The sequence below is a fragment of the Bradyrhizobium shewense genome, assembly GCF_900094605.1.
Lineage (GTDB): Bacteria > Pseudomonadota > Alphaproteobacteria > Rhizobiales > Xanthobacteraceae > Bradyrhizobium > Bradyrhizobium shewense.
In genome coordinates this window covers 408,414-433,633 of sequence record NZ_FMAI01000002.1, presented here as the reverse complement: position 1 = coordinate 433,633, position 25,220 = coordinate 408,414, and the positions used below count along the sequence as shown (strand labels likewise).

Below are 25,220 nucleotides of genomic sequence, written 5' to 3'. Positions count from 1 at the left end.
ATCAGGCCGCCCTTCCCGTCAATCCCGTTGGCTTCACCAAGAGCACCAGCACCATCAGCACGAACACGACGGTGTTGGAGGCCTCGGGATAGAAATACTTGGTCAGACCCTCGATCACACCGAGCGCGAAGCCGGTGATGATGGAGCCCATGATCGAACCCATGCCGCCGATCACGACCACCGCGAACACGACGATGATGAGGTCGGCGCCCATCAGCGGCCGCACCTGGTTGATCGGCGCCGAGAGCACGCCCGCGAGCGCGGCAAGGCCGACGCCGAGACCATAGGTCAGCGTGATCATGCGCGGCACGTTGATGCCGAAGGCGCGCACCAGCGTCGGGTTCTCGGTGGCGGCGCGCAGGTAAGCGCCGAGCTGGGTCTTCTCAATCAGGAACCAGGTCGCCAGACACACGACCAGCGAGAACACGACCACCCAGCCGCGATAGATCGGCAAGAACATGAAGCCCAGATTCATGCCGCCCTTGAGCTGGTCCGGAATGGCGTAAGGCAGGCCGGAGGAGCCGAAATAGTTCTGGAACACGCCCTGCACGATCAGCGCGATGCCGAAGGTCAGGAGCAGGCCGTAGAGATGGTCGAGCCCGGTCAGCCATTGCAGCATGGTCCTTTCCAGGATCATGCCGAAGATGCCGACGATCACGGGTGCGATCAGCAGCGCCCACCAGTAGTTGATGCCGCCGAGGCTCAGCAGGAAATAGGCAACGAAGGCGCCCATCATGTAGAGCGCACCATGGGCGAAATTGATGATGTTGAGCATGCCGAAAATCACGGCAAGCCCGAGACTGAGCAGCGCGTAGAACGAGCCGTTGATCAGTCCCACCAGTAGCTGAGCGTAGAGAGCCTGCATCGGGATTAGTTTCCGCCAACAAAATGAAAGCCCGCCGGCGGCACGACCGCCCCGGCGGGCAAGAGAGTTACTTCTTCACCAGCGGACAGGCGCTCTCGGAGAGCGGCCGGAACGCCTGGTCCGCAGGGACGGTGCCCACCAGCTTGTAGTAGTCCCACGGCCCCTTCGATTCCGAGGGCTTCTTGACCTCGAACAGGTAGGCCGGGTGAATCTTGCGGCCGTCGACCCGGATACTGCCCTGACCGAACAGCGGATCGTCGGTCGGCATCGACTTCATCTTCTCGACCGCCTTGGCGCCATCATGCGGATTGCCGCCCATCGCCTCCAATGCCTTGAAGTAATGGATCAGTCCCGAATAGACACCAGCCTGCACCATCGAAGGCATCGCCTTGTTCTTCATACGCTCCGAAAAGCGCTTGGAGAAGGCGCGCGTTCCGTCGTTGAGATCCCAATAGAAGGTCTCGGTGAAATTGAGCCCTTGCGCCACGTTCAGGCCGAGCGAGTGAACGTCGGTGATGAACAACAGCAGCCCGGCAAGCTTCTGCCCGCCGGCAACGATGCCGAACTCGGCCGCCTGCTTGATCGAATTGGTGGTGTCGCCGCCGGCATTCGCAAGACCGACGATCTTCGCCTTCGATGCCTGCGCCTGCAAAAGGAACGAGGAGAAGTCCGAGGAGTTGAGCGGGTGCTTGACGCTGCCGAGCACCTTGCCGCCCGCCTTTTGCACCACCGCCGTGGTGTCGCGCTCCAGCGCCGCACCGAACGCGTAGTCGGCCGTCAGGAAGAACCAGGAATCGCCGCCCGCCTTCACCAGCGCCTGACCGGTGCTGTTGGCCAGCATGAAGGTGTCATAGACCCAATGGATGGTGTTCGGCGAACATTGAGCGTTCGTCAGATCCGAGGTCGCCGCACCCGTGTCGATCAGGATCGAATTCTTCTCCTTGACGACATTGTTGACCGCGAGCGCGACGCCGGAGTTCAGCACATCCATGAAGATGTCGACCTTCTCGACGTCGGCCCATTGGCGCGCGATGGTGGTGGCGATATCGGGCTTGTTCTGATGATCGGCGGAGATCACGTCGATCTTCCAACCCTTGGCGGCAAGCCCGGAATCCTCGACCGCCATCTGCGCGGCCAGCGTGGAGCCCGCCCCACCGAGGTCGGAATAGAGACCGGAATTATCGGTCAGCACGCCGATCTTGACCGTCTTGTCCTGTGCCGAGGCGCCGCTTGCGACGAATCCCAAAGCCACGCCGAGAAGAAGTGCAGAAAAACGCTGTTTCATATTCCCTCCGGGAAATCCACTATTGAACGCCTTGGGGCGTCAGACGCCCAAATAGGTGTGGAGCTTGTCCATGTTGGCGGCAAGATCCGCATTGGCAAATCCGTCAATGATCTTGCCGTGCTCGACCACGTAGTAGCGGTCGGCGACGGTGGATGCGAAGCGGAAATTCTGCTCGACCAGGAGGATCGTGAATCCCTCCTTCTTGAGCCGCGCAATGGTGTGGCCGATCTGCTGGATGATGACCGGCGCCAAGCCCTCGGTCGGCTCGTCCAGCATCAGGAAGCTCGCACCGGTGCGCAGGATGCGCGCGATCGCGAGCATCTGCTGCTCGCCACCGGACAGCTTGGTGCCCTGGCTGTTGAGCCGCTCCTTCAGGTTCGGGAACAGATCGAAGATCTGATCGAGCGGCAGCCCGCCTTCGCGGACCACCGGCGGCAGCATCAAATTCTCGCGCACGTCGAGACTGGAGAATATGCCCCGCTCTTCCGGGCAGAATGCGATGCCCATGCGCGCGATCTTGTCGGAGGTCGCGCGGATGATCTCCTGGTTGTTGAACTTCACCGAGCCGGTACGCTTGCCGATGATGCCCATGATCGACTTCAGCGTGGTCGTCTTGCCGGCGCCGTTACGCCCGAGCAGGGTGACGACCTCGCCCGCGTTCACGTCGAAGTTGATCCCGTGCAGGATGTGAGACTCGCCGTACCAGGCTTCCAGGTTGCGGATTTGAAGGATGTTTCCGCCGGTCGCAACCTTGGCCGGAGCCTCGGCGATCGCAGTGTCAGGCATGACCGGCTCCCAGATAGGCTTCCTTGACGCGCTCGTCCTTGGTGAGCTCCGAGTAATGGCCCTGCGCGAGCACCTGGCCGCGCGTCAGCACGGTGATGATGTCGGACAGGTTGGCCACGACGCTTAGGTTATGCTCCACCATCAGGATGGTGTATTTCGCCGAGATGCGCTTGATCAGCGCCGCGATCTTGTCGATGTCCTCGTGGCCCATGCCCGCCATCGGCTCGTCCAGCAGCATCATCTCCGGGTCGAGCGCGAGCGTGGTTGCGATCTCCAGTGCACGCTTGCGTCCATAGGGCATCTCGACCGCGGGCGTGTTGGCAAACTCGTTCAGCCCGACATCGTTCAACAATTCGCGCGCGCGATCGTTGAAGCGGTTGAGCACCGACTTGGAGCGCCAGAAATCGAACGAAGAGCCGTGCTGGCGCTGAAGCGCGACACGGACGTTTTCCAGCGCCGTGAGATGCGGAAACACCGCCGAAATCTGGAACGACCGAACCAGCCCCATGCGGGCCACGTCGGCCGGCGCCATCGCGGTGATGTCCTGCCCCTTGTAGAGGATTTTTCCGGCGGACGGTTTCAGGAACTTGGTCAGAAGATTGAAGCAGGTCGTCTTGCCGGCTCCGTTCGGGCCGATCAACGCATGAATGCTCCCACGGCGAACCTTGAGCGCAACGTCGCGGACGGCGAAGAAGCCCGCGAACTCCTTGGTCAAGCCTTCCGTTTCGAGAATAAACTCATCGGCCAAACAGATTTCCCCCTGCCCGCGCGAGCCGCGTGGCTATCCTTGTTGCTTCGGCTTTCCGGGGGCCTTGGAGCCTATCCTTGGAGCCCATCCGGAACGCCGCCTCCGGGCGCGGAATATGCCGGAGGTGACGGGGGTTAGGCAAGGCGGAAAGCTGAGCAGATCAGGTCTCCGGCTGGGATACAAATGCTCCCTTAGTCGGAGATGTTTTGATGTCGTGCCTGCCCGGCCTCCCGGTTCGCAAGGCACCGGTCATCAAGCCGTCGTTAACGGTCTTTCGTCCGGCGCGCCAGCCTTCATAGAAAATTTTCCCGCAGGCGGCATCATGTGCGGGTTTTGACGTTCCAGGATTATCGTTTTGGATTTCGCAAGCGCCGCTCCTTCCGTCGTCAAGTCGATCAGGCAGCGTGATCTCCTGAACACGTGGCTGCGACTTTATGCGAGCCAGCAGATCGCGCCGGCGGTCTGGGAATATCAGCCTGCGCGGCTGGAGGAAGAGCTGTCCGATCTCATCTATTATACGGTGGACACTTCGACGCCGGCGCCGCGCCTCACCATCCAGAGCGAAGGCACTCGCATCTCCCGTGCCTATGGACATACCGGCAAAGGCGTTCTGCTCGACGATTATCTCGGGCCACGGCTCGCCCCCTTCGTGATGCCAGTTTACTATGAATGCGTGGCCCGCGGGCTGCCCGTCTACAGCGTTGCTGACGTCGACGACATCTACGGGCGCATCGTCGCGTATGAACGGCTGCTGCTGCCTTTCCAGACCGGCGGCCAAGTCTGCCACGTCATCGCCTCGGTCAAGACCTTCTGCGAGGACGGCGGCTTCGAGATCAAGAATCTGATGCGCGGAAATGACGCGCTGCCGCGCCCGAAACTGCGCGCCGTGATCGATCGCGATCTCTTCCATCGCGCGCCTGGCCGCATCGCGACGGCCGACGTGGTCGAATTCGCGGACCAGCCGGCTCCCGGTGTCACCAACGAGATCATCGAGCTAAACTAGTCTCTAACGCGTCTTGGCCCCGACTTCCTTGGCATAGATGTCCGGCTTGAAGCCGACCAACAGCTTGCCGCCGATTTCCAGCACCGGCCGCTTGATCATCGATGGTTGCGCTAGCATCAGCGCCAGCGCCTTGTTCTCGGTGACGCCTTCCTTGTCGGCATCGGGCAGCTTCTTGAAGGTCGTGCCGGCGCGATTGAGCAGCGTCTCCCATCCGACCTTGTCGCTCCACTGCTTGAGCTTGTCCTTCTCGACGCCCGCCGCCTTGTAGTCATGGAATTCATACGCGACGCCATGAGAGTCGAGCCAGGCGCGCGCCTTCTTCATGGTGTCGCAGTTCTTGATGCCGTAGATGGTGTTGGGCAAGATGTTCCTCGCGCATGGCGTATCGTGATGTTCGCAGCGTTGTACGAAACTCCGCTTCGCGCGACAATATTGCGAACGAGGCCAAACTCGCCGAACGGACATCCCATGCACGTCACCCACGATCCCGCAGCTGCTGCCACGCCGACCATCGACTTCAACAGCTTCCTCGCGGTCGATATCCGCGTCGGCACCGTCGTCGACGCAAAACCGTTTCCGGAGGCGCGCAAGCCGGCCTTTCGGCTGTGGATCGACTTCGGCCCGGTGATCGGCGTGCGCAAGAGCTCGGCCCAGATTACCGAAAACCATCCGCTCGAGACTTTGGTGGGACAACAGGTCGCGGCCGTCGTCAATTTCCCGCCGCGCCAGATCGGACCCGTCATCTCGGAGGTGCTGACGCTCGGCTTCCCCGATGCCGACGGCAAGGTCGTGCTGGTGCAGCCGAGCAGGCCAGTGCCGAACGGCGGACGACTGTTCTAGTCGCGCGCGATCGAGTGCAGCGTCGCCTCTGTCGACGCATTCGCAACGACATCATCCTTCTCCTGCCAGGCCCCCAGACCAGCCAGACTTGACCAAAATCCTCTTCTGCGTTAAAAATGACTGATTGATCGTTTTTTTATTACGATCCACTTATACTTTACCCGATTGGGATCAACGGTAAAACGATCGACCTGTCAGTTATTTAAGGACGGCGAGATGCCCAAGATCAGCGACAAGCAGCGCGAAAGTCGGCGGCAGCAAATTCTCGAAGCTGCCCTCGCCTGCTTTTCCGAAGACGGTTTTCACCAGACCGGCATGGCCGACATCGTGAAACGCTCCGGACTGAGCCACGGCGCGGTTTATCTCTACTTCCAGAGCAAGGACGATCTGATCGAGGCACTCGCCGACGACCGGCATCGGCGCGAAGCCGTGCTCAATTCGGTCGCGCAGGGATCCGGCGATCCGATCGAAGGGCTTCACGCGCTGATCCGCGTCTACGCGCAATGGCTGACCGACCCTGCCGGCGAACCGCGCCGCCGTGTCGGCATCCACGGCTGGGCCGAAGCCCTGCGCAACCGCCGCGTCCGCACCAGCGTCGTCGAGGGCATCGACATGCCGCGCGCGCTGATCGTGGCGCTGGTCGAGCGCGGCCAGCATGACGGCCTGATCAGGCGCGACCTCGGTGCCGAAGCGATCGCACGCGTGCTGATCGCGATCTTCCAGGGCTTTGTGCTGCAAAAATGCTGGGGCGAGGATTTCGACGTCGAGGCCTGCATGGCGGCGGTGGCCGGGGTGATCGACGGCTTTCGCACGACCAGGCCTGACATCAAGCGGCGAACCAGGACGTAAGCGATGTCAGGGATCCAAGACCTGCTTGCTGGCGCCGGCGTCGGTCTGGTCAGCGGATTGACGTCGGGTTTGATGGGAACGAGCCCGGGTGGCGGGCTCGTGATCTTCAGCGTGTTGCTGCTTGGGGCCGAACAACACGTCGCGCAGGGCACCTCGCTAATCACACAGATCCCGCCGATGGGCCTCGCCGGCGCCCGCCGCTATTGGCGGAGCGGCAATCGCAGCCCCTTGCCGTGGATCGTGTGGATCGGCATCGGATTTCTCGTCGGCGGTGCCGGCGGAGGCTACGCCGCGGCGGCGGTTTCCGACCAGGTCTTGCAATGGACTTATGTCGTCTATCTCGTCGCGCTGATCGTCCTGCTGATCCTGCGTCGCGATCGCAAGGACGGCGGCCGTGAGGCCGGCGACCAGGACCAACTGCCCCGGCTACCCCTGCTGCTCATCGGCCTGCTCGCCGGGTTTTCCTCCGGCTTCATGGGCATCGGCGGCGGCCTGGCGATCACGGTCGGCCTTGCGGCGGGCCTGCGCGTGCCGCAGCATCAGGCGCAGCTCGTCAGCCTCGTATTCTCGGTCATCCCGACCAATCTTCCGGCGGCCTGGATCTACTGGAGCAAGGGCCTGATGGTCGGTTGGCCGGCCATCACAGGCATTCTGGCCGGCCTCTGGATCGGCACGGATCTCGGCGCACGCCTGGCCAATGGCGTCAGCAAATCGGTGCTGCGCCGGGTCATGATCGCCTTCGTCTCGCTGATGGCGCTCTACATGACCCACAAGGCGCTGACCTGATCTTACAGCCGCTGCGGAATCTTCAGCCCGCGCTGCACCGCTGGACGCGCAAGGCCCCGTTCGAGCCAGGCGCCGACGGATTTGAACTGGGTGAATTCGACGAGATCGCCGGCACCGTAGAAGCCGATGAGATTGCGCACCCAGCCGAGCATGGAAATGTCGGCGATGGTGTAGTCGTCATCCATGAACCATTGCCGTCCCGAAAGATGCGTCTCCATCACGCCGAGCAGACGCTTGGCTTCGGCGACGTAGCGGTCGCGCGGACGCTTGTCCTCAAAATCCTTGCCGTCGAATTTGTGGAAGAAGCCGACCTGACCGAACATCGGCCCGATGCCGCCCATCTGGAAGTGCACCCACTGGATGGTCTGGTAGCGGCGGGCGGCATCCTGGGACAACAGCTTGCCGGTCTTCTCCGCGAGGTATTGCAGGATCGCCCCGGACTCGAACAGCGCCAGCGGCCTGCCGCCGGGACCGTTTGGATCGAGGATCGCCGGGATCTTGCCGTTCGGATTGAGCGAAAGGAATTCAGCCGTCTTCTGATCGTCCTTGCCGAAATCGACGAGATGGACCTCGTAGGGAAGTCCGATCTCCTCCAGCATGATCGAGACCTTGACGCCGTTCGGCGTCGGCAGCGAATAGAGCTGGAGGAGTTCGGGATGTTTGGCCGGCCAGCGTTTGGTGATGGGAAAGGCGGACAGATCAGACATCAACACTCCGGCTGCGTTCGTAAGACGCGCCTAATCTAGGCGAGCCGGCGAACGATGCAAGGCCGAGCAGCCGCCAGCTTAACGCCTGCGTCGCCAGCCAGTCACAACGGCCTGAAGCGACTAGGGCGGCAGCGTCGCGACCTTGACGACCGGAGTCATGGTTTCATGCTGCAGTCGATACTGGATGAACCATTGACCCGTGATCAGCAGCGCAGCCGTGAAGGCAATCGCGAGGGTCGCGGTCGCCCATTGGCAGACGTCGTGCATGGCATTTGTCCCTCAGCTCCTGTGGCTTAAACGTCCGCTGACATGCCGTGTTCCGACTTGGCAGGAAAATTTTGCCGGTTTTTCCCGTTTTCCCAGACGAGACGTTGCTTTGTTTCGAGGGACCATCGAGCAACTTGCGCGTTGTGGCGGGATGAATATTGAGAAGCGCGCCCTGCTCGATCACGCTCAGCGCTGTCGCCGCGTCGCGGACGATCTCACCCATCGCGAATCCGCGCGACGGCTCCGAGAGATGGCCGATGTGTACGAAGCGCGAGCAGCAAGGCTGGACGATGAGGGTGGCTCCTCCTTGCCGGTACAAACGATCGGCAGAGTTGACCTGGTCAGTAGTTAATCTCCATTCGCAGTCCGCGCGGATCGATCTCCTCGCCGCCGACACGCCGCGTGCTGTCACGCGCCGCCACCGCGCAGGCACAGGCGTCGATCAGATCGTCGCGGCCGATGCCGGTGCCGTGGCGAAGCGTCAACCATCTTTCGACCTTGTTGAAACCCCGAGCTCTCAGCAGCGCGACGCGCTGCTCGCGGCCTTGCGCCGACGTCTTCGGTTCAAGCCGCACTCGTCCTGCGAGATTCCAGAACACCAATTCCGGATGCGCTTCGCCGATCGTCGCCTGCCGCGCCGGAGTCATGATCTCGTCGACGTCCCTGATCTTGTCCCTGATATTCCAGAGCTGCGCCGACACACCCCTGCCCTTGCCTTCATGCGCCCAGTAGTAACGGTTGGCCTCGGCCATGTCGGTAAACGTCCAGAGATCGCGGCGCGCACCGAGAAACACGGCGGGGCCAATCAGCTCGCGCGCACGCAGGTCGCACATGCGATAACCGGCCGGATTCAATCCGATCGGCATGTCGATCATCGCGCGCACATGCGGTAACGCGAGCAAACGCGTCAGGCCCGGCGAATAGTCAAAACCATGATCGCCGCGCTCGTCGATCCAGGCCGCGACCCAGCCGAAACGAAATCCGTCGAGGCCGAGATAGTTATTCACGCGCACGACCCCGCCGCTGCCGACGTTCGTTCATCCCAAGCTGTCACCTCGATGTTGCTCGAACAGCGGTCATGTCTCATCTCGTTAGATATTCGCGCATCAGCGCGCGGGCGCGGTGCAGCCGGGCCTTTACGGTCTGCCTGGATGCACCGAGCGCGACGGCGATTTCCTCGATGGTCATTTCCTTGACGTCGCGCATCAACGCAACGTCGCGATAGTGCGGCGGCAGCGCCTCGAAAGCTGCGGCGACGTCGAGCCGCAGATCGTTTTCAGGACGCGTCAGCAGCAGCGCTTCGGCCGCATCGTCATCGATCGCCGGCGCGAGGCCTGCCTTGCGCGCCAGCCGCGGGCATTCGCGGCGGACGACGCTGAACAGCCAGGCCGAAAACGCCAGCAGCGATCGGATCGTGCCGACATGGCGGAACAGTATCCACAGCGCCTCCTGCGTCGCATCCTCGGCATCCGCCGAGCTGCGGCAGGTCGCGCGCGCGTAGCGGCGGATGTCCGGCTGCGCCGTCTCGAGCAGCGAGGCGATCGCGTGGGGATCGCCGAGCCGGGCGGCTTCGAACAGGTTCGGCGAGATCGCCGCCGCACTCACGAGACGCCCCCTCGCCCGATCCCCGCCATCGCGCACATCGGGCAATAGCCGACGAGGCCGGTCAGCGCGAAGCCGGCGCCGCCGAGCGCGACCAGCCATGCCGTCGCTCCCGCAAGATAAACGAATGCCGCGACCACCACCGCCACCCCTGCGGCAATCCGCACCGCCTGGTGCAGGCCGCCGATGTTCTTCCTGTAAAATGCCATTGCATCCTCCGAGATGAGCCGAGGCTGAATGCCTCGACCATCAAGAGGGCGCGCCGGCCGGAAAGGATTCGCGGGGCTCGTAATTTTTTTCGCGGTCAGCCGCCGACGGCCTGATAGGCCAGGCGCTTGAACTCGAAGAAGAACGGATTCCAGAAGCCCATGTAACGCTGGGTCATCAGGACGCCCGCGGTGTTGGCCTGCGGGCAGATCCACCAATGCGTGCCGGCAAGGCCGCCCCACTGGAATTCCCCGGTGGAGTTCGGCGGATCAAACGGCGTCGGCGCGAAGGTGACGGCGCCGCCGAGGCCAAAACCCTTGCCGGGGATCGGGCCGAGATTGGCGAAGCGGATGGTCTGCCCTGCCGGGAGCTGGTTCGTCATCATCTGCCGCAACGTCTCCGGCTTCAGCAGCGCATCCGAACCGGGCAGCAGCGCGCGGACCAGTGCGAGCATGTCGGGCAAGGTCGAGACCAGACCGCCGCCGCCCGAGAGCCGCGGAAACGGCCGTCGATAGGCTTGCGGAAACGGCAGATTGTCGGCGCGCGTGAGCCCGGGCTTCATGGGGTCGAGCACATCAGCGCCATTGTAAAGCGCAACCAGCCTGTCCTGCTGCGCTTCCGGAACATGGAAGCCGGTGTCGGTCATGCCGAGCGGGTCGAAGATGCGCGCCTTCAGAAAAGCGTCGAGCGGCTTGCCGGAGACGACCTCCACGATACGGCCGAGCACGTCGGTGGCCACCGAATATTCCCAGGACGTCCCCGGGTGATAGGACAGCGGCAGGCTGGCGAGTTGGTCGATCATGTCGGCGAGTGGCGTCAGCGGATTGAGTACGCGCGCCTCGTTGTAGGCTTTGAACAGCACCGTGCCCGGATCGAAGATGCCGTAGCTGAGGCCGGAGGTGTGGGTCAGGAGCTGGCGGATCGTGATCGGGTTCTTCGCCGGCTCGACATCGGCAAGGCTCGAAGCGTCCGGCTTCAGCACCTTGCGACCGGCGAGCTGCGGCAGGAATTTCTCGATCGGGTCATCGAGGCCGATGCGGCCTTCCTCGACCAGCAGCATGATCGCGCAAGTGACGAAGATCTTGGTGTTGGAGAAGGCGCGGAAGATATGGTCGGGACGAAGCGCGGTCTTGGCTTCGCGGTCGGCAAAGCCGACGCATTGCTGGTCGACCACCTCGCCCCCGCGCAGCACGGCCCAGGATGCGCCCGGAATGATTTCCTGATCGACATAGCGCTGCATCGCCGTCCGTGCGGCGGAAAATTCCGTAACCTTGGCGTCCATGAGTCTCCCCCAATTGTGGTTTGGACGGATATAGCGCGCTTTCGCGGGAAATGAAGGCCGCAGCGCCTATTGCTGCTTCATGAACGCGGTGACGTGCAGGCAGCGACGGATGCGCATGCCCTGCCGCTGGTACAGCGCGATCGCCGACACGTTGCTGGAAAACACGTGCAGGAACGGAATTTCCCCGCGCGCCTCGATCCCGCGGGCGACGGCCGCAAGCAACGCCTGCGCATAGCCGCGGCCGCGATAGTCGGGATGCACGCACACGGCCGTCATCTCCACGAACTTACCCGGCTTCATGCGCTCGCCCGTCATCGCGACCAATTGGTCCCCGGCGCGGATGCCGAGGAACGTGCCGAGCTCATGGGTCCGCCGCGCGAACGGACCGGGCTTCGTCAGCTCCGTCAGCGCCATCATCGCCGGAACGTCGTCGGCACCCAGTGTGACGATCTCGGCATCGCGGAGCGGACTGTCGGCGGGCGAGCCAATCATCTGCTCGCAGGGCCCGGCGATCACGACCTTGAAACCGGCGGGTACTTCGACCGGATCCGGCGTGAATAATGCGGCGACCTGCGACCCCGACAGGAGTTCACCGAGCGCGGCAAAGCTTGCCGCGGACATGTCGACCATGTCGGCAAACGGCGTCATGTCGACGGGATAGCGCAGCGCTCGCGGGCCGCCTTCGGCCAGATGCTTGTGGCTGGTCGTCAGCGCGCTCCAGATCGGACGATCCAGCAGCGCCTCATCGCTGTCGGACACCGGCCTAGTCCTTGTCGAAGCTGACGATCACCGCAGCATTGGCGATGAGGATGGGATCGTTGGCCACTTCGGTCGCCGAGGGAATCTCCAGCCCGCCCTTGACCGCGGTGACGGTGACGGTGCCGTAAGGAAGCTCCTTGGCCACCGCCTCCTTGTCGACGGCTTCCGGATTGGGCACCGCGATCGTGACGTCGACGAACATGTCGTTCGCAGTCTTGCCGATCATCCGGAAGAAGCCGAGGCTCGAATGCCTGATGGCATCCGACACCGCGCGCTTGGCCGCCTTGGTGGCGTCCCTGCCGTGGACATCAACGCCCATACCCATCTCGGTGACGCAGCGAACACGAGTCATGTTCATTCCCATTAGTGCTGGAGTTCAGAAGGGCCGACCTTCCGCGATCTACGCCTCCGGCACAAGCGCCTTTTCGCGCAGGAAATATGCGTTGCGGTCCTCCTCCTGCGCGTTCACGACCGCGCGAATTCGCAGCAAATCCTTGCGCGCAACCAGGCCCACCACGCGATGACTGGCGCGGTCGACTACCGGCAGGCGCCCGAGATCGGAGGCGACCATGAGATCGGCGACCCGCCCCAGCACGTCGTCAGGATATGCTATCACGGCCGAGCTGTCCGAGACGACGTCGTCGAGCGTTGCCGCCTGGTGATCGCCCTCGGTGCGCCAGCGCAGCACATCGGCGCGCGTGACCATGCCGGCCAGCCGTCCATCGGCAGTGACGACGGGATAGGATTTGTGACGGCGCTGGTCCGAGGTGAAGAAAGTGACCGCTTCGTCAATGGGCATGTCGACCGGCAGCGTGTCGACATCAGTGACCATGACATCGGCGGCGCGGAGCAGCTCGAACGGATCGATCGCGTATTCGCGCGTGATATGCTGGCCGCGGCGCGCGATCTTCTCGGTCAGGATCGAGCGCTTCAGGAGCAGCACCGTGACGGCATGCGCTGCGCCGGTCGCCGCCAGCAGCGGCAGCAGCATATCGATATTGCCTGTCAGCTCGATGGCGAACATCACGCCTGTCAGCGGCGAGCGCATCGTGCCGCCCATCATCGCGGCCATGCCAACCAGCGCCCAGAATGACGCGCCACCGGGCAGCGCCAGCCCCTCCATCCAGCCGGCCGTGCCGCCGAGGATCAGCAGCGGCGCCAGCACGCCGCCCGACGTGCCTGAGCCGAGCGCAATCACCCAGACCGCGGACTTCACCAGCAGCAGCCGGATCGCTTCGTCGCGCGCCATGTGGCCGGACAAGAGATCGGCGATGACGTCGTAGCCGACGCCAAGCGCGCGCGGATCGACGAGGCCGCCGAGGCCGACGATCAGACCGCCAAGCATCGGCCACCACATCCAGTGCACCGGCAGGCGGTCGAACAGGTCTTCGATCGCGTAGAGCAGCCGCGTCATCAGCCCGGATTGCAGGCCGGCGACGATGCCGACGCCGATTGCCGCCGCCAGCCCCCACCACGGCAGATCCGGCCGCTCGGCAAACGGAAACAAGGGTCCGGTCCCGAACAGCAGCGGGCGCCAGGCCGCCGAGATCACCGCGCCGGTCACCACGGGGAGGAAGCTGCGCGGTTTCCATTCGAACAGCAGCAGTTCGACCGCGAGCAGGACGGCCGCGATCGGCGTGCCGAAGATCGCGGTCATGCCGGCGGCAGCACCCGCAACCAGCAGCGTCTTGCGCTCGGCGGCGGTGAGGTGAAAGCACTGGGCGAAGATCGACCCGATCGCGCCGCCGGTCATGATGATCGGCCCCTCGGCGCCGAACGGTCCGCCGCTGCCGATCGACACCGCCGAGGACAGCGGCTTCAGGACCGCGACCTTCGGCTGCATCCGGCTGCCGCCGATCAGGATCGCCTCGATCGCTTCGGGGATGCCGTGTCCCCGGATCTTCTCCGAGCCGTAGCGCGCCAGCAGCCCGATGACGAGACCACCGAGCGCCGGCGCCAGCACCATCCAGATCCCGGGACGGGCATTCGCCAGCGAAACGTTCTCGGTGCTGAAATGACCGAACCAGACCAGATTGGTGACGAGCGCGATGAGCTTCAGCAGCACCCATGCGGCGCCCGCCCCGAGGCTTCCGACCAGCAGGGCCATGCCGATCAGGATCAATACGCGGCGGTCGGCGGTGAAGTCTCCGGGCTTGCCGCGAGGACGCGGGAGGCCGCCGGTGATGTCCAGGGTCTGGCGCATGGATAGCTCTTGTCGGGAGATTTTGCCGGGAGGGTTCTTGGCGCCTGCCAATATATCGTGTCACGATATATATCAAGGAATGGCTGGTATGAACCTCCGGGCAAATGCCGGCCGGAGCGCTACCTCTCCCGCGCCCGCAGCTCGTCCACGAGCACCCGCACGTTCTCCGAATAATCGATCGGGATCACGATCAGATGCACGCCGCCCTCTTTGAAGGCGGCATCCAGCGTCGGGCCAAAGCTGTCGATGCTCTCGATCCGATGCCCCTTCGCCCCATAGGCCTTCGCGTAGAGGACAAAATCGGGATTGCCAAAGGTCATGCCGTAGTCGGCGAAGTGATCGACGGCCTGCTTCCAGCGGATCATGCCGTAGGCCTTGTCCTCCAGCACCAGCACGACCAGATTGAGCTTGAGGCGGACGGCGGTCTCCATCTCCTGGCTGTTCATCATGAAGCCGCCGTCGCCGGCGACCGCGAGCACACGGCGATCCGGATAGAGCATCGCGGCCATCATCGCCGACGGAAGTCCGGCGCCCATCGTCGCCAGCGCATTGTCGAGCAGCAGCGTGTTGGCGACGCGGGTCCGGTAGTTGCGCGCGAACCAGATCTTGTACATGCCGTTGTCGAGCGCGACGATGCCGTTCTCCGGGATCACCTGGCGGATGTCGTGCACGATCCGCTGCGGCGTCGGCGGCCAGCGCGCCTCGGTGGCGCGGTCGGCGATGTGGCCGAGAATCTTCTCGCGCAACGGCAGCAGGGCCGCAGCCTGCGGCAGCTTGCCTTCGAGCCGGTCGGCGAGCAACTCGAGGCTCGGGCCGACGTCGCCAATGACCTCCGCGTCGGGAAAATAGACCAGCTCGACGCTGGCAGATGTGTAGCTGACGTGAATGACCTTCGGCCCTGACGGCCCCATGATGAAAGGCGGCTTCTCCACGGGGTCGTGGCCAATCGCGATGATCAGGTCGGCGGCATCGATCGCGTCATGAACGTAGTCGCGTTCGGACAGCGCGGCCGTCCCCATGTAGAGATTGGTGCCGCCAGGCACGGTGCCCTTCCCCATCTGCGTGGTGAAGAACGGAATGCCGGTCCGCCGCACGAAGCTGGCGATACCGTGGGTCGCGCGCGGCCGGCTGGTCGCGGCGCCCATCATGACCAGCGGATGTCGCGCCGACAGGATCATCTCGGCGGCGCGGTCGAGCGCGGCGCGATGGGCGACCGGGATTTCGATCGGATGGACCGGGATCACGGGAACATCAGGCACTTCGTCACCCGCGATGTCCTCGGGCAATTCGAGATGCACCGGCCCTGGCCGCTCTTCCATCGCCACGCGGAATGCGTCGCGCACCACGGTCGGAATGCTGGAGGCGCTGACGATCTGCCGCGACAGTTTCGTCAGCGGCTTCATGGTCGCGACCACGTCCACGATCTGGAAGCGCGCCTGACGGCTGCTCATGATCGGCTTCTGGCCGGTGATCAGGATCATCGGCATCGCGCCGAGATGCGCATAGGCCGCGCCCGTTGACAGATTGAGCGCGCCGGGGCCGAGCGTCGAGAGGCAAACGCCGGGCTTGCCGGTCAACCGCCCATGCGTGGCGGCCATGAAGGCGGCGGACTGCTCGTGACGGGTCAGGACCAGCTCGATCTTGGAGGTGCGGAGCGATTCCACGAGATCGAGATTCTCTTCGCCGGGAACGCCGAAGATGCGGTCGACACCTTCATTCTCAAGCGCCGCGACAAACAGGTCCGATCCCTTCACCTTGCGCTCCTGTCCGCTCATGTCGCCTCCGCTTGTGCTCGCTCCCGTGTTCGGGGAACAATGACATGGTAGCGGTCCGTGGCATATGCACAACTCACAAAGAGGCGCGCAATTGCATCAACTCTCGTTGCGAGCGTAACGAAAGAGGATGTACGGCCGAGATGCAGCCGGGCTGTCGCCCTTCGAGGCTCTCCACGCGACGCGTTGCGTCGCACGGTTCGCACCTCAGGGTGACGGGCATGAATGGGCGCTCGCGGCAAGGCGTTGGATGCTCAATTCTGCAGACACACCGCGGCAATCTCGCGGCGGGATCTTGCCCGAGCTTCTCTTCATCTCGACACCCTCTGTCAGAGGGCGCAGGGAAGACCGGGTGCCGGCTGGCACCCGCGGTCCACTGTGCGAATCCTGCGTGACAAGAAGCTGCACAGCGGCATACAGGTGTAGCCAGGACAACCCGGCCTTCCCTGCGCAGTGGTTTTACGGCTTATGTCGTGTTCTCCCCGGGGAGCGATGCACTATTGCCCCCGTCGCCTTGCAGATCGCTGATGCGCGCACCCGGTCGGGCACCACACATCACCGCAAGACTTGACGCACAGACCCCGGGCGTCAGGACGACACGGTTTTGCCGTACGCATGTCACACCGGTCGTGTGCGCGATAGGCTGTCGCTCACGGTTGCCCGCCCTGCGATGCCTCTCGCGCCGATGTGACGAACGTCCACCGCAGCTCACCCCACGTTTCGTGACGATCGCGATACGCCCCTCTGACCGGGGTGAGGTGGCGGGACAATGCGACAAAGCCGAAATTCTGTAAAGGCGAATATTTCTGTCTGGGCGTATTGCCCCACGGCTTGCGTGTTTTGCGCGTCGGGCAACACAACAGCTTGTAGGTGCAAGAGGTGGATGAGCCAAGCGTCATCCACCCTCTCTGCCGCCACAGAGAAAGGTGGATCACGCCCAGCGCCTGCGCTTGCAGCTTCTGCGCTAAGCTTTCGTCGCGGTCGGCGGCTAGACGTTGCAAGTCGCGCGCAGCATGCTATCGCTCGCGTCATGACGCCGAGAAATTTTGAAGCACGTTGCCTGCGCCTGCCAGCCGCCACCAAGGTGGTGCAGTGGGAGGGCACCTCCGTGTTCAAGGTCGGCGGCAAGATGTTCGCACTCGGCGGCGGCTTTGCCGCAGGCTCCGGCAGCTACATGTTCAAGGTCTCGGACATGGCCTATGCGATGCTGATCGAGCATGCCGTGGCGCGGCCGGCGCCATACCTTGCGCGCGCCAAATGGGTGCAGCTCGTCAGCAACAATTCGCTGCCGGATGCCGAGCTTGCCGGCTATCTCGCCCAGGCTCATGCGCTGATCGTGGCGAAGCTGACGCGGAAGGCCCGCAAGGAACTGGGCCTCGGTTAAGCCAATCGAATTGACCTTCGCACGATATCTGACTAAAGTCAGACATCATGCTCGACCCCGTTTCTCGCGTTCGCCGCTTCAATCGTGCCGTCACCTCCGCCGTCGGTGCGCTCGATACCTCGTTTCTTGGGCGCGGCCGCCCGCTCGGCGCGGCGCGTGTGCTCAATGCGATTGGGCACGGGCGTTCGGACGTGGCCGATATCCGCGACTATCTCGGCCTGGATTCCGGTCTGATGAGCCGGCTGCTGCGCAGCCTGGAAGAGGACGGTCTGGTCGAGACCGCGGCGCATGAGGACGATGCCCGCCGCCGGGTCGCGACATTGACGCGTGCAGGCCGACGCGAGTTCGCGGCCTACGAGGCGCTGTCGAACACGCAGGCCGAGGGCTTGCTCGCGCGGCATTCGCAAGCTGACGCCCTGCTGGCGGCGATGGACCTGATCGCGTCCGCATTGACGCGCGAGCGTGTTGCGCTGGAGGAGATGGATCCGCGGAGCGAGCAAGCGCGCTACTGCCTCGGCGAGTATTATGCCGAGCTTGGCCGCCGCTTCAGGCAGGGCTTCGACGTCTCGCTGTCGCGCGACCCTGACGCCAAGGACATGCGCCGCCCGCGCGGCAGCTTCATCGTCGCGATGTCGGACACACTGCCGATCGGCTGCGTGGGCCTGAAGGGAACCGATCACGGTTACGCCGAGATCAAGCGGCTGTGGGTGGCGCCCGCCGCGCGCGGATTGCGGCTCGGCCGGCGCCTGATGGACGCGACCGAGGGGGCCGCGCGCGAGCTCGGCATCACGCTGCTGCGGCTCGACACCAACAGCGCGCTGCCCGAGGCCGGCCAGCTCTACCGCAGCACGGGCTGGCGCGAGATCCCACCCTACAATGACGATCCCTACCCGGACCTGTTTTTCGAGAAGCGCATCTGATGCGGATGGGTATCGTCACCTCGTCCGCGTCGGGCGCACGACGATCTCGTTGACGTCGACGTCATCGGGCTGCTCGATGGCGAAGCGCACCGCGCGGGCGATGGCGTCTGGCTGAAGCGCAATCGCCCGATAAATCTTCATCGCCTCGGCGGCCACGGGATCGGTGATGGTGCCCGCGAGCTCGCTTTCGACCACGCCGGGATGGATGCAGGTGACGCGGATATTGTCGTGCTCCTGGCGCAGGCCATCCGAGATCGCCCGCACCGCATATTTCGTGGCGCAGTAGACGGCTGCCGTCGGCGACACGCTCAGCGCACCGATCGAGGCGATGTTGACGATTTGGCCGGAGCCGCGCGCCACCATCTCCGGCAGCACGGCGGCGATGCCGTAGAGCACGCCCTTGATGTTGACGTCGACCATCCGGTCCCACTCCTCGACCTTGAGCGAGGCCATCAGCGACAGCGGCATCACGCCGGCATTGTTGACGATGACGTCGACGCGGCCCCACAGGCCGCGAGCGGCGTCCGCAAAGGCGCCAACGCTGGCGCGGTCGGTGACGTCGAGCGGATGCGCGAGCGTCGTTCCGCCCCGCCCGTTCAACTCAGTCGCAAGCGCGTTCAGACGGTCGGTGCGCCGCGCGCCGAGCAGAACCTTCGCGCCGGATGCGGCCAGCTCGCGGGCAATGCCTGCGCCGATACCGCTGGAGGCGCCGGTGATGAGAATGACTTTGTCGATTGGCATGAGGTTCTTCCCGTTGCTTTCGGAGTGATTGCGGGAAGATGGACCGGCGCCATCGCTGTGATAAGACGACGATCCCTAACCACACTGACAAGCTACGCTAACCGATGGAACCAGATCTCAACGCCCTCGCCGTCTTTGCGCTGGTCGCCGAAGAGCGGAATTTCCGCGCCGCCGCCGACCGTCTCGGCGTAACCCGCTCGGCGGTGAGCCAGACGATCCGGCGGCTGGAGGAAACGCTCGGCATCGCGCTGGTCCAGCGCACCACGCGCAGCGTCAGCCTGACCGAGGCCGGCGAGCGGCTGCATGCGGAGGTCGCGCCTGCAATCGCGGACATGCGCGCCGCGCTCGACGGCACCGAGGCGCTGCGCGGGCGGCCGCGCGGACTGCTACGCCTCGCCGTCTCCTCGATCGCCGAGCATTTTCTCTCGGGGCGCTTTCTTGCGGACTTCGCCGACGCGAACCCGGAGGTGCAGCTCGACATCACCGTGACGGATGCGGAATTCGACATCGTCGCCGCCGGCTATGACGCCGGCGTCCGCCTTGGCGAGGTCATCGAGCAGGACATGATTGCGGTGCCGATCGCCGGCGAGGAACGCCAGCTCGCCGTCTGCGCGCCGGATTTCCGCGCCCGCTTCGGCGTGCCCTCGCATCCGTCCGAGCTTGCGTCCTTTCGCTGTATCGGCTGGCGTCCGGCGCCGAACGTTGTCCCCTATCGCTGGGAGTTTGCCGACGGCGGCAAGGAGTTCAGCGTCGCGGTCGCGCCCGAGATCACGACCAACGACATGGCGCTGATGATCAAGCTGGCGGTGGCGGGCGCCGGCATCACCTTCGGCATGGAGGCGAGCTTTCGCCCCGCGATCGCGCGCGGCGAACTGGTGGCGATCCTGGAGGACTATTGCCCCTGCTTCGCCGGATTCTATCTCTACTACCCGAGCCGCCGCAACGTCGCACCGAAGCTGCGCGCGCTGATCGAGCATCTGCGGCGGCGCGCGTGAACCGGAAGGAGCCCGTATGGAGAAAGAAGAGCTCGCCGGCATCTACCGTGCCTACATCGCCTGCCTGAACCGGCAGGATTGGCCGGCGCTCGGCCAGTTCGTGCATGATGAGGTCGCCCACAATGCGCGGCCGCTCGGGCTCTCCGGCTACCGCGCGATGCTGGAGCAGGATTTTCGGGAGATACCCGACCTGCAATTCCACATCGAGATGCTCATCATCGATCCACCCCGCATCGCGGCACGCCTGAAGTTCGATTGCACGCCGGTCGGGACGTTCCTTGGGCTTGCCGTCAACGGAAGGCGCGTGTCGTTTTGCGAGAACGTGTTCTACGAATTCGGCAACGACAAAATCCGGCAGGTCTGGTCGGTGATCGACAAGACCGCGATCGAGGCGCAGCTCTGACCTTGCGCCTCGATGTCGAACCTACGCCGCCGCCGGCGCCACCTCGCCTTGCGGCTTCGCGAACGGCCTGAAATTCATCGCCATCAGGAAGGCACCCAGGCCCATCGCCCAGGAAGCAATGTAGAGCCAGGCGTAGCTGGAGAAGGCGTCGTAGATCAGGCCACCGGCGAGCGGGCCCGTCGCCATGCCGAGGCTGCCGGCCATCGCGGTGCCGCCGATCACCGTGCCCATCATCCGCAGCGGAAAGTTTTCGCGGATCAGCACGGCGTAGAGCGGCATGGTGCCGGCATAGATGAAGCCGAACACGGCGCCGACGGCGTAGAAGGTCGCGAGCTGATGGGCGAAGACGTAGGCGAGCGCGCCGAACGCCTGGAGCAGCAGCCCAGAGACCAGCACGCGCTTAGCCCCGAAACGGTCGCCCATCAGGCCGAAGGCGATGCGCCCGCCGAGACCGGCAAAACCCTCGATGCTGTAGATCGTCACTGCCGCGACCAGCGGGATGCCGCAGCTCACGGCATAGCTGACGGTGTGGATGATCGGACCGGAATGCGTGGCGCAGCAGAAGAAGTTGGTCGCGAGCAGGATGAGGAATTGCGGCGAGCGCAGCGCCTCGCCCATCGACATCTCGCTCTGCGCGGCCCGCTCGCCCGTTGGTGCGACCACGGCCTGCGCTAGCGCCGGCGGGCGGCGCACCAGGAACGAGACCGGAATCATGATGGCGCCGACGACGAGCGCGATGATCTGCATCGAGGTGCGCCAGTCATGGTTCGAGACGAGCCAGGCCGCGAGCGGCGCCATCGTCATCGGCGCCACGCCCATGCCGGCCGACACCAGCGACACGGCAAGGCTGCGATGGGTATCGAACCAGCCGGTCACGGTCGCCATCATCGGTGCGAAGATCGCCGCGCAGGAGGCGCCGACCAGAAGGCCGAACACGAACTGGAACACGATCAGGGAGGTCGCATGGCTCGCCGCGAACAGGCTGAGCGCCAGCACCGTCGATCCCGTCAGCACCACCGGCAGCGGCCCGAACCGGTCGGACAGCGTGCCCCAGACCATGCTGGTGAAGGCCATGGCCAAAAAGCCGATCGTCATCGCGCTGGAAATGCCGGTCACGGACCAGCCGGTGTCCTTGGCGATCGGCTGCAGGAACACCGGCAGCGAAAACATGCCGCCGATCGCGACGCAGCCGAGCAGTCCGCCGGCGGCGACGATCACCCAGCGATAGTTGGAGGAAGTCATTTCGGTCTCCCGTCAGGTCTGTCTGGGTGGAAGACGAATGGGAACAGCGCCGGCCGACAATGGAACGTCATTTTTGCCGCACGCTTTTGTGAGCTGCCAACACAAAACTGAAAAACAACCCCATGCACAGTAGCCGGGCGCTGTCGGATCAATGACTTACGAGGTAGATGATGTGCGGAAAGACGACGCGATTTGACTCGTCGGGCAAAACACCGGCACCATATCGTCATCCCGCTCTTCCAGATCCCGCCTACCCCCGCGATCGTGACGTCCGCGATCCCAAGCTCGCCGCGCGATTGCGGCGAGGTCCGTGGCCGTATTCGCTCTCCATCGCGGCACGCCTCCCATCCCACACCGCAAACTCCAGGGACGCATCCATGCCAAAGATCGACATCGCTGCCGTGCCAGCGCGCAAAGGCTCCGGTTATCCGGCGCCCTTCAATGCGCCTTGCACTGATCGCATCCGCCAGCGGCTCGGCGACGCCGGGGGCCTGAGGGATTTCGGGGTCAATCTGATGCGCCTGCCACCGGGCGGCTGGTCGAGCCAGCGGCACTGGCATTCGCACGAGGACGAGCTCGTCTATGTGCTCGAAGGCGAAGTGACGCTGATCGAGGACCACGCGGAAACCGTGCTGCGAGCGGGCGACTGCGCCGCCTTCCCGAAGGCCAGCGGCAACGGCCATCACATGGTCAACCGGTCGGATGCAACGGCCGTCTATCTCGAGATCGGCTCGCGCTCACCCGATGACCTCATCACCTGCTCCGATGTCGACATGATGAGCCCGGCATCCGACGGCCGATTCCTGCACAAGGACGGCACGCCCTATCCGGCGTGACGTCTCACAGCGCCGCACCACGGCGCCACGTGCTGACGGTGAGCCAGACCGCCGAGACCAGGAAGTACAGCGCGCCGACCGCAGCGTAGCCCGCGACGTTCGCGATCGACGGGATTGCAGGCATCGCGGCCTGAACGATGAAGAAGCCGCCCGCCAGCGCCGACTGGCCACCGCTGAGCACCATGGCCCATTGGGCGCCGTAGCTCTTCCAGCGCCGGACCGCCGTGCCGAGCTGGAGCAATCCGGAAAGGATCGCCCACGCGCCGAAGATCCCGAGCACCCAGTTCATGCTCACCCGCAAGGCCAGGATGACCGCGATGGTGGTCGCGAGGCTGACCAGCACGTTCAGGGCCTGGGTGCGGTTTTGGTTCAATCCGCCGCTGCAGAACGCGTCGAGATAATTGGCCGCGGCGTCCCATGCCGGATAGGCGACGAGCAACGTTCCCGCGATTGCCGCAGACGACGGCGCGACGGCAAAGGCGGCAATGACCCAGGCAACGGAAAACGCAGCGCGAAGGAAATAGTATTGCTTCAGCCATTGCGCACGGTCGGACGTATCCGAAGCCATCCCAAGATCTCTCATTTTCTCTTCCTTACCTACTAGTTGGTAGATTTCGTATGAGACGAGATCGCCTCGCCATTCAGATCGATTGCAGCAGTGCGGATTGCGTCAGTGCCTGGGGGAAAGCCGATCCAGCAGCGGCCGGGCGATGATCCCGAACATTTTCGGATCGCCATAGGCCCGCGCCGACAGCATCGCGCCGTGAACTGTGGCCATGAATCCTTCGGCCTCGACCCGAGCCGTGCCGGAGAGCTGGAGCCGCCCCTGCCGCTTGCCGCGCTCCATCACCGATGTCAGCCACGACGCCAGCGAGCGGAAGTGAGCCCGGACCTCGAGCGCGACCTCCTCTGGCAGGATCGGAAGCTCGCTGGCGAGCAGCGCGCAAACGCAGAACGGAGCCGTCGCGTCCTTGATGCACGTTTCCCAATACGCGACATAGCTCTTGAGCTGCTCGCCGGGGTCCGGGACGTTGCGGTCCATGGCCGCCAGCCCCGCCTGGGCTTCCTCGCGATATCGCGACACGAGGGTACGGACCAGATCGACCTTGCTGGCGAAATGGTGGTGGATGCTCGGTTTGCGGATGCCGACGATCTCGGCCACATCCGCGTAGCTGAAGCCGTTGTAGCCGCCCGTAATGATCAGCGTGCGAGCGCAGGCCAGAATGTCGTCGGCGGTCGAGGAAATCTTGGTCATGGTGGGTTAGCTACCTTCCAGTTGGTAGGCCGTCAAGAACGGCGTGCTTCAACCCTCCGTGAGTGGTAGGAGCCGTGCATGACCATCCGTCCCATCGTCCGTTACCCCGATCGCCGGCTCGCGATGCCTGCACGACCGGTCACCGCATTCGACGACGGTTTGCGCGAGCTCGCGCAGGACCTGCTCGACACCATGCGCGCCGCGCCCGGCATCGGCATCACCGCGCCGCATATCGGCGTGCCCTTGCGCGTCGTCGTGCTCGAGCTCGACGCCAAGGACGGCCCCCTCACCTACGTCAATCCGGTTATTGAATGGACGTCACCCGAGATGATCCTGCACCGCGAGGGCAGCGTCTCGATGCCCGGCGTCAACGACGAGGTGCAGCGCCACGCCCGGGTGCGGATCAGCTACCACGATCTCGACGGCGAATTGCAGAGCGAGGAGTCGGACGGCCTGCGCGCCGTGTGCCATCAGCACGAGATCGACCAGCTCGACGGCATGTTCTGGATCCAGCGGCTGTCACGGCTGAAGCGCGAGCGGCTGGTGAAGAAGTTCGAGAAGATGTCGCGGGGCTCGTAGGGACTAGCGGAAACGCAATCCACCCGCCCCACTCCGCCCCGGCGCGAGGGGCAAGAGCTGCTTGATGACGCCAGCGGCCTTTGCTTTCGCGCGGCCGCTGGCGAGACCTTCGCACCCTCGCTCAGATCATCCTGCGTTGCCGGGAACAGGCGTGTTGAGCAGCTGCTGCTCCCACAGGTACGCAATGCCGCTACCGCCGGCATGCTGCGTGATCACCTCTGTCAGCGCCACAGCTTGATCGGTCCGAGCCCAATCGCGCTGCCATTCGGCCGCCAGCGCCAGCCAGGTCATCATATTCGCCCCCGCCGCAACCATCCGCTGGATTGCGACCTCGTGGGCTTCCACTGACACGGCGCCAGAGGCATCGGTGATCACCGTTACATCCCAGCCTTCGCCGAGGGCCTGAATCGCCGGCATCGCAACGCAGATTTCGGTCCACAGGCCGGCGATGATGAGCTGCTTGCGGCCCGTGGCCTTGACTGCGTCCACCACCTTTCGGTCCTGCCAGGTGTTGATGAACGTCCGGTCGATCACGTCCTGGCCAGGAAAGACATCCGTGATCTGAGGGAACAGGAGACCACCCCGCTCAGCGACCACCGTGGTCAGGATCGTTGGGACGCCGAAGGCCTTCGCGGCCTTGGCCAGACCTGTCGTATTGTTGATCACCATCTGCGGTTCGTGGCTGTTCACGTTCGCGAGCTGGTAAGGCTGGTGGTCGATCAGAACGAGTACCGAGTCTTCGGGACGAAGAAGCGAAGCAAGGCCGTTACGAAAGTTCATCGTTGCATCCTCTATTGCCGTTGTGAGCGGCACTGGTTTTTTAAAGACGTACGCCAGCAGCGACGTAGCCAATGCCGAGATTGGTGTTCCCGAATGCGATGCGGTAGTGTCGCATTGCGGCACG

31 protein-coding genes are annotated in these 25,220 nt (G+C 64.1%); 11 read left to right on the top strand and 20 right to left on the bottom strand.

Going from position 1 to position 25,220, the window contains the following annotated elements:
* Position 1 precedes the first annotated feature (1 nt).
* The 4 genes from GA0061098_RS06250 to GA0061098_RS06235 all read right to left on the bottom strand — a co-directional run bounded on the left by GA0061098_RS06250 (position 2) and on the right by GA0061098_RS06235 (position 3,684).
* Positions 2-865: a branched-chain amino acid ABC transporter permease gene (locus tag GA0061098_RS06250; protein WP_018317616.1), complete on the bottom strand. Its 864-nt coding sequence runs from the start codon at positions 863-865 to the stop codon at positions 2-4.
* 67 nt (positions 866-932) lie between these two features.
* A complete protein-coding gene (locus tag GA0061098_RS06245) occupies positions 933-2,150 on the bottom strand; it encodes an ABC transporter substrate-binding protein (protein ID WP_091954807.1) in 1,218 nt (405 codons plus the stop codon).
* 39 nt (positions 2,151-2,189) lie between these two features.
* Complete coding sequence (locus GA0061098_RS06240) at positions 2,190-2,936, bottom strand: ABC transporter ATP-binding protein (RefSeq protein WP_091954804.1); 747 nt, start codon at positions 2,934-2,936, stop codon at positions 2,190-2,192.
* Positions 2,929-3,684, bottom strand: a complete 756-nt coding sequence (locus GA0061098_RS06235; protein ID WP_018317619.1) for an ABC transporter ATP-binding protein — start codon at positions 3,682-3,684, stop codon at positions 2,929-2,931. The genes GA0061098_RS06240 and GA0061098_RS06235 overlap by 8 nt, the downstream gene beginning before the upstream one ends.
* A 355-nt stretch (positions 3,685-4,039) precedes the next feature.
* Between GA0061098_RS06235 and GA0061098_RS06230 the strand changes: the two genes are divergently transcribed.
* On the top strand, positions 4,040-4,687 hold the full coding sequence (locus GA0061098_RS06230) for a hypothetical protein (RefSeq protein ID WP_165637181.1): 648 nt from the start codon (positions 4,040-4,042) through the stop codon (positions 4,685-4,687).
* 3 nt (positions 4,688-4,690) lie between these two features.
* On the opposite strand, the gene GA0061098_RS06225 is transcribed toward GA0061098_RS06230, so the two are convergent.
* Positions 4,691-5,050, bottom strand: coding sequence for an ArsC family reductase (locus GA0061098_RS06225; RefSeq protein WP_091954798.1), 360 nt, complete (start codon positions 5,048-5,050; stop codon positions 4,691-4,693).
* 105 nt (positions 5,051-5,155) lie between these two features.
* On the opposite strand from GA0061098_RS06225, the gene GA0061098_RS06220 reads away from it, so the two are divergent.
* The 3 genes from GA0061098_RS06220 (at position 5,156) to GA0061098_RS06210 (ending at position 7,162) form a co-directional block, all read left to right on the top strand.
* On the top strand, positions 5,156-5,527 hold the full coding sequence (locus tag GA0061098_RS06220; protein WP_091954796.1) for a tRNA-binding protein: 372 nt from the start codon (positions 5,156-5,158) through the stop codon (positions 5,525-5,527).
* Positions 5,528-5,743: 216 nt separating this feature from the next.
* Positions 5,744-6,376, top strand: coding sequence for a TetR/AcrR family transcriptional regulator (locus GA0061098_RS06215; protein WP_038972501.1), 633 nt, complete (start codon positions 5,744-5,746; stop codon positions 6,374-6,376).
* A gap of 3 nt (positions 6,377-6,379) precedes the next feature.
* Positions 6,380-7,162: a sulfite exporter TauE/SafE family protein gene (locus GA0061098_RS06210; protein ID WP_091954793.1), complete on the top strand. Its 783-nt coding sequence runs from the start codon at positions 6,380-6,382 to the stop codon at positions 7,160-7,162.
* A 2-nt stretch (positions 7,163-7,164) separates the two neighbouring features.
* On the opposite strand, the gene GA0061098_RS06205 is transcribed toward GA0061098_RS06210, so the two are convergent.
* Both GA0061098_RS06205 and GA0061098_RS44775 read right to left on the bottom strand, forming a co-directional pair.
* On the bottom strand, positions 7,165-7,869 hold the full coding sequence (locus tag GA0061098_RS06205) for a glutathione S-transferase family protein (RefSeq protein WP_091954790.1): 705 nt from the start codon (positions 7,867-7,869) through the stop codon (positions 7,165-7,167).
* Positions 7,870-7,989: 120 nt separating this feature from the next.
* A complete protein-coding gene (locus GA0061098_RS44775) occupies positions 7,990-8,136 on the bottom strand; it encodes a hypothetical protein (protein ID WP_165637180.1) in 147 nt (48 codons plus the stop codon).
* Between GA0061098_RS44775 and GA0061098_RS43570 the strand changes: the two genes are divergently transcribed.
* Complete coding sequence (locus GA0061098_RS43570) at positions 8,135-8,488, top strand: hypothetical protein (protein WP_129590819.1); 354 nt, start codon at positions 8,135-8,137, stop codon at positions 8,486-8,488. The two genes, GA0061098_RS44775 and GA0061098_RS43570, sit on opposite strands and share 2 nt — an antisense overlap.
* On the opposite strand, the gene GA0061098_RS06200 is transcribed toward GA0061098_RS43570, so the two are convergent.
* The 8 genes from GA0061098_RS06200 to GA0061098_RS06165 form a co-directional block, all read right to left on the bottom strand.
* Positions 8,478-9,143, bottom strand: a complete 666-nt coding sequence (locus tag GA0061098_RS06200) for a DUF429 domain-containing protein (RefSeq protein WP_091955318.1) — start codon at positions 9,141-9,143, stop codon at positions 8,478-8,480. The two genes, GA0061098_RS43570 and GA0061098_RS06200, sit on opposite strands and share 11 nt — an antisense overlap.
* Positions 9,144-9,219: 76 nt before the next feature.
* Positions 9,220-9,741, bottom strand: coding sequence for an RNA polymerase sigma factor (locus GA0061098_RS06195; RefSeq protein WP_091954787.1), 522 nt, complete (start codon positions 9,739-9,741; stop codon positions 9,220-9,222).
* The gene (locus GA0061098_RS06190; RefSeq protein ID WP_165637179.1) at positions 9,738-9,947 is read right to left on the bottom strand and encodes a YgaP family membrane protein; all 210 of its coding nucleotides are present in this window, start codon (positions 9,945-9,947) and stop codon (positions 9,738-9,740) included. The genes GA0061098_RS06195 and GA0061098_RS06190 overlap by 4 nt, the downstream gene beginning before the upstream one ends.
* Before the next feature lie 95 nt (positions 9,948-10,042).
* Positions 10,043-11,227 (bottom strand): serine hydrolase domain-containing protein, encoded by a 1,185-nt coding sequence (locus tag GA0061098_RS06185; protein ID WP_091954784.1) that lies wholly within the window; start codon positions 11,225-11,227, stop codon positions 10,043-10,045.
* Between the two features lie 66 nt (positions 11,228-11,293).
* Positions 11,294-11,986, bottom strand: a complete 693-nt coding sequence (locus GA0061098_RS06180; RefSeq protein ID WP_091954780.1) for a GNAT family N-acetyltransferase — start codon at positions 11,984-11,986, stop codon at positions 11,294-11,296.
* Between the two features lie 4 nt (positions 11,987-11,990).
* Positions 11,991-12,338 carry a Lin0512 family protein gene (locus GA0061098_RS06175; protein WP_026201886.1) on the bottom strand — a complete coding sequence of 116 codons (348 nt, stop codon included), beginning with the start codon at positions 12,336-12,338 and terminating at the stop codon, positions 11,991-11,993.
* 48 nt (positions 12,339-12,386) lie between these two features.
* Positions 12,387-14,189: a chloride channel protein gene (locus GA0061098_RS06170; protein WP_091954777.1), complete on the bottom strand. Its 1,803-nt coding sequence runs from the start codon at positions 14,187-14,189 to the stop codon at positions 12,387-12,389.
* Between the two features lie 119 nt (positions 14,190-14,308).
* Complete coding sequence (locus tag GA0061098_RS06165; RefSeq protein WP_091954773.1) at positions 14,309-15,964, bottom strand: acetolactate synthase large subunit; 1,656 nt, start codon at positions 15,962-15,964, stop codon at positions 14,309-14,311.
* Between the two features lie 1,027 nt (positions 15,965-16,991).
* On the opposite strand from GA0061098_RS06165, the gene GA0061098_RS06150 reads away from it, so the two are divergent.
* The gene (locus GA0061098_RS06150; RefSeq protein ID WP_091954771.1) at positions 16,992-17,345 is read left to right on the top strand and encodes an MmcQ/YjbR family DNA-binding protein; all 354 of its coding nucleotides are present in this window, start codon (positions 16,992-16,994) and stop codon (positions 17,343-17,345) included.
* A 47-nt stretch (positions 17,346-17,392) separates the two neighbouring features.
* The gene (locus tag GA0061098_RS06145) at positions 17,393-18,265 is read left to right on the top strand and encodes a bifunctional helix-turn-helix transcriptional regulator/GNAT family N-acetyltransferase (RefSeq protein WP_091954768.1); all 873 of its coding nucleotides are present in this window, start codon (positions 17,393-17,395) and stop codon (positions 18,263-18,265) included.
* A 15-nt stretch (positions 18,266-18,280) separates the two neighbouring features.
* Here GA0061098_RS06145 and GA0061098_RS06140 read toward each other — a convergent pair whose 3' ends face one another.
* Positions 18,281-19,006 (bottom strand): SDR family oxidoreductase, encoded by a 726-nt coding sequence (locus GA0061098_RS06140; RefSeq protein ID WP_091954765.1) that lies wholly within the window; start codon positions 19,004-19,006, stop codon positions 18,281-18,283.
* A 104-nt stretch (positions 19,007-19,110) separates the two neighbouring features.
* Between GA0061098_RS06140 and GA0061098_RS06135 the strand changes: the two genes are divergently transcribed.
* Entirely contained in the window at positions 19,111-20,001 is an 891-nt protein-coding gene (locus GA0061098_RS06135) for a LysR family transcriptional regulator (protein WP_091954762.1), read from the top strand.
* A gap of 16 nt (positions 20,002-20,017) precedes the next feature.
* A complete protein-coding gene (locus GA0061098_RS06130; protein ID WP_091954759.1) occupies positions 20,018-20,404 on the top strand; it encodes an ester cyclase in 387 nt (128 codons plus the stop codon).
* 21 nt (positions 20,405-20,425) lie between these two features.
* Here the strand turns inward: GA0061098_RS06130 and GA0061098_RS06125 are convergent, their stop codons facing one another.
* Positions 20,426-21,646, bottom strand: a complete 1,221-nt coding sequence (locus tag GA0061098_RS06125; protein ID WP_091954756.1) for an MFS transporter — start codon at positions 21,644-21,646, stop codon at positions 20,426-20,428.
* A gap of 377 nt (positions 21,647-22,023) precedes the next feature.
* On the opposite strand from GA0061098_RS06125, the gene GA0061098_RS06120 reads away from it, so the two are divergent.
* Complete coding sequence (locus GA0061098_RS06120; RefSeq protein ID WP_091954753.1) at positions 22,024-22,482, top strand: cupin domain-containing protein; 459 nt, start codon at positions 22,024-22,026, stop codon at positions 22,480-22,482.
* Between the two features lie 4 nt (positions 22,483-22,486).
* Here the strand turns inward: GA0061098_RS06120 and GA0061098_RS06115 are convergent, their stop codons facing one another.
* Both GA0061098_RS06115 and GA0061098_RS06110 read right to left on the bottom strand, forming a co-directional pair.
* Positions 22,487-23,065 (bottom strand): DUF308 domain-containing protein, encoded by a 579-nt coding sequence (locus tag GA0061098_RS06115; RefSeq protein ID WP_245323173.1) that lies wholly within the window; start codon positions 23,063-23,065, stop codon positions 22,487-22,489.
* 87 nt (positions 23,066-23,152) lie between these two features.
* Positions 23,153-23,737, bottom strand: a complete 585-nt coding sequence (locus GA0061098_RS06110; RefSeq protein WP_091954747.1) for a TetR/AcrR family transcriptional regulator — start codon at positions 23,735-23,737, stop codon at positions 23,153-23,155.
* A 78-nt stretch (positions 23,738-23,815) separates the two neighbouring features.
* Here GA0061098_RS06110 and GA0061098_RS06105 point away from each other — a divergent pair, with 78 nt between their 5' ends.
* Positions 23,816-24,316 carry a peptide deformylase gene (locus tag GA0061098_RS06105; RefSeq protein WP_091954745.1) on the top strand — a complete coding sequence of 167 codons (501 nt, stop codon included), beginning with the start codon at positions 23,816-23,818 and terminating at the stop codon, positions 24,314-24,316.
* Between the two features lie 126 nt (positions 24,317-24,442).
* Here GA0061098_RS06105 and GA0061098_RS06100 read toward each other — a convergent pair whose 3' ends face one another.
* Positions 24,443-25,096, bottom strand: coding sequence for a hydrolase (locus tag GA0061098_RS06100; protein ID WP_091954743.1), 654 nt, complete (start codon positions 25,094-25,096; stop codon positions 24,443-24,445).
* Positions 25,097-25,220 lie beyond the last annotated feature (124 nt).

What these genes read in the sequence shown, in the direction of transcription:
- GA0061098_RS06250 (WP_018317616.1), bottom strand. Translation starts at nt 865, where the DNA reads ATGCAGGCTCTCTACGCTCAGCTACTGGTGGGACTGATCAACGGCTCG.
- GA0061098_RS06245 (WP_091954807.1), bottom strand. Translation starts at nt 2,150, where the DNA reads ATGAAACAGCGTTTTTCTGCACTTCTTCTCGGCGTGGCTTTGGGATTC.
- GA0061098_RS06240 (WP_091954804.1), bottom strand. Translation starts at nt 2,936, where the DNA reads ATGCCTGACACTGCGATCGCCGAGGCTCCGGCCAAGGTTGCGACCGGC.
- GA0061098_RS06220 (WP_091954796.1), top strand. Translation starts at nt 5,156, where the DNA reads ATGCACGTCACCCACGATCCCGCAGCTGCTGCCACGCCGACCATCGAC.
- GA0061098_RS06215 (WP_038972501.1), top strand. Translation starts at nt 5,744, where the DNA reads ATGCCCAAGATCAGCGACAAGCAGCGCGAAAGTCGGCGGCAGCAAATT.
- GA0061098_RS06210 (WP_091954793.1), top strand. Translation starts at nt 6,380, where the DNA reads ATGTCAGGGATCCAAGACCTGCTTGCTGGCGCCGGCGTCGGTCTGGTC.
- GA0061098_RS06205 (WP_091954790.1), bottom strand. Translation starts at nt 7,869, where the DNA reads ATGTCTGATCTGTCCGCCTTTCCCATCACCAAACGCTGGCCGGCCAAA.
- GA0061098_RS43570 (WP_129590819.1), top strand. Translation starts at nt 8,135, where the DNA reads ATGGCATTTGTCCCTCAGCTCCTGTGGCTTAAACGTCCGCTGACATGC.
- GA0061098_RS44775 (WP_165637180.1), bottom strand. Translation starts at nt 8,136, where the DNA reads ATGCACGACGTCTGCCAATGGGCGACCGCGACCCTCGCGATTGCCTTC.
- GA0061098_RS06190 (WP_165637179.1), bottom strand. Translation starts at nt 9,947, where the DNA reads ATGGCATTTTACAGGAAGAACATCGGCGGCCTGCACCAGGCGGTGCGG.
- GA0061098_RS06185 (WP_091954784.1), bottom strand. Translation starts at nt 11,227, where the DNA reads ATGGACGCCAAGGTTACGGAATTTTCCGCCGCACGGACGGCGATGCAG.
- GA0061098_RS06175 (WP_026201886.1), bottom strand. Translation starts at nt 12,338, where the DNA reads ATGACTCGTGTTCGCTGCGTCACCGAGATGGGTATGGGCGTTGATGTC.
- GA0061098_RS06170 (WP_091954777.1), bottom strand. Translation starts at nt 14,189, where the DNA reads ATGCGCCAGACCCTGGACATCACCGGCGGCCTCCCGCGTCCTCGCGGC.
- GA0061098_RS06165 (WP_091954773.1), bottom strand. Translation starts at nt 15,964, where the DNA reads ATGAGCGGACAGGAGCGCAAGGTGAAGGGATCGGACCTGTTTGTCGCG.
- GA0061098_RS06150 (WP_091954771.1), top strand. Translation starts at nt 16,992, where the DNA reads ATGACGCCGAGAAATTTTGAAGCACGTTGCCTGCGCCTGCCAGCCGCC.
- GA0061098_RS06145 (WP_091954768.1), top strand. Translation starts at nt 17,393, where the DNA reads ATGCTCGACCCCGTTTCTCGCGTTCGCCGCTTCAATCGTGCCGTCACC.
- GA0061098_RS06140 (WP_091954765.1), bottom strand. Translation starts at nt 19,006, where the DNA reads ATGCCAATCGACAAAGTCATTCTCATCACCGGCGCCTCCAGCGGTATC.
- GA0061098_RS06135 (WP_091954762.1), top strand. Translation starts at nt 19,111, where the DNA reads ATGGAACCAGATCTCAACGCCCTCGCCGTCTTTGCGCTGGTCGCCGAA.
- GA0061098_RS06130 (WP_091954759.1), top strand. Translation starts at nt 20,018, where the DNA reads ATGGAGAAAGAAGAGCTCGCCGGCATCTACCGTGCCTACATCGCCTGC.
- GA0061098_RS06125 (WP_091954756.1), bottom strand. Translation starts at nt 21,646, where the DNA reads ATGACTTCCTCCAACTATCGCTGGGTGATCGTCGCCGCCGGCGGACTG.
- GA0061098_RS06120 (WP_091954753.1), top strand. Translation starts at nt 22,024, where the DNA reads ATGCCAAAGATCGACATCGCTGCCGTGCCAGCGCGCAAAGGCTCCGGT.
- GA0061098_RS06115 (WP_245323173.1), bottom strand. Translation starts at nt 23,065, where the DNA reads ATGAGAGATCTTGGGATGGCTTCGGATACGTCCGACCGTGCGCAATGG.
- GA0061098_RS06110 (WP_091954747.1), bottom strand. Translation starts at nt 23,737, where the DNA reads ATGACCAAGATTTCCTCGACCGCCGACGACATTCTGGCCTGCGCTCGC.
- GA0061098_RS06105 (WP_091954745.1), top strand. Translation starts at nt 23,816, where the DNA reads ATGACCATCCGTCCCATCGTCCGTTACCCCGATCGCCGGCTCGCGATG.
- GA0061098_RS06100 (WP_091954743.1), bottom strand. Translation starts at nt 25,096, where the DNA reads ATGAACTTTCGTAACGGCCTTGCTTCGCTTCTTCGTCCCGAAGACTCG.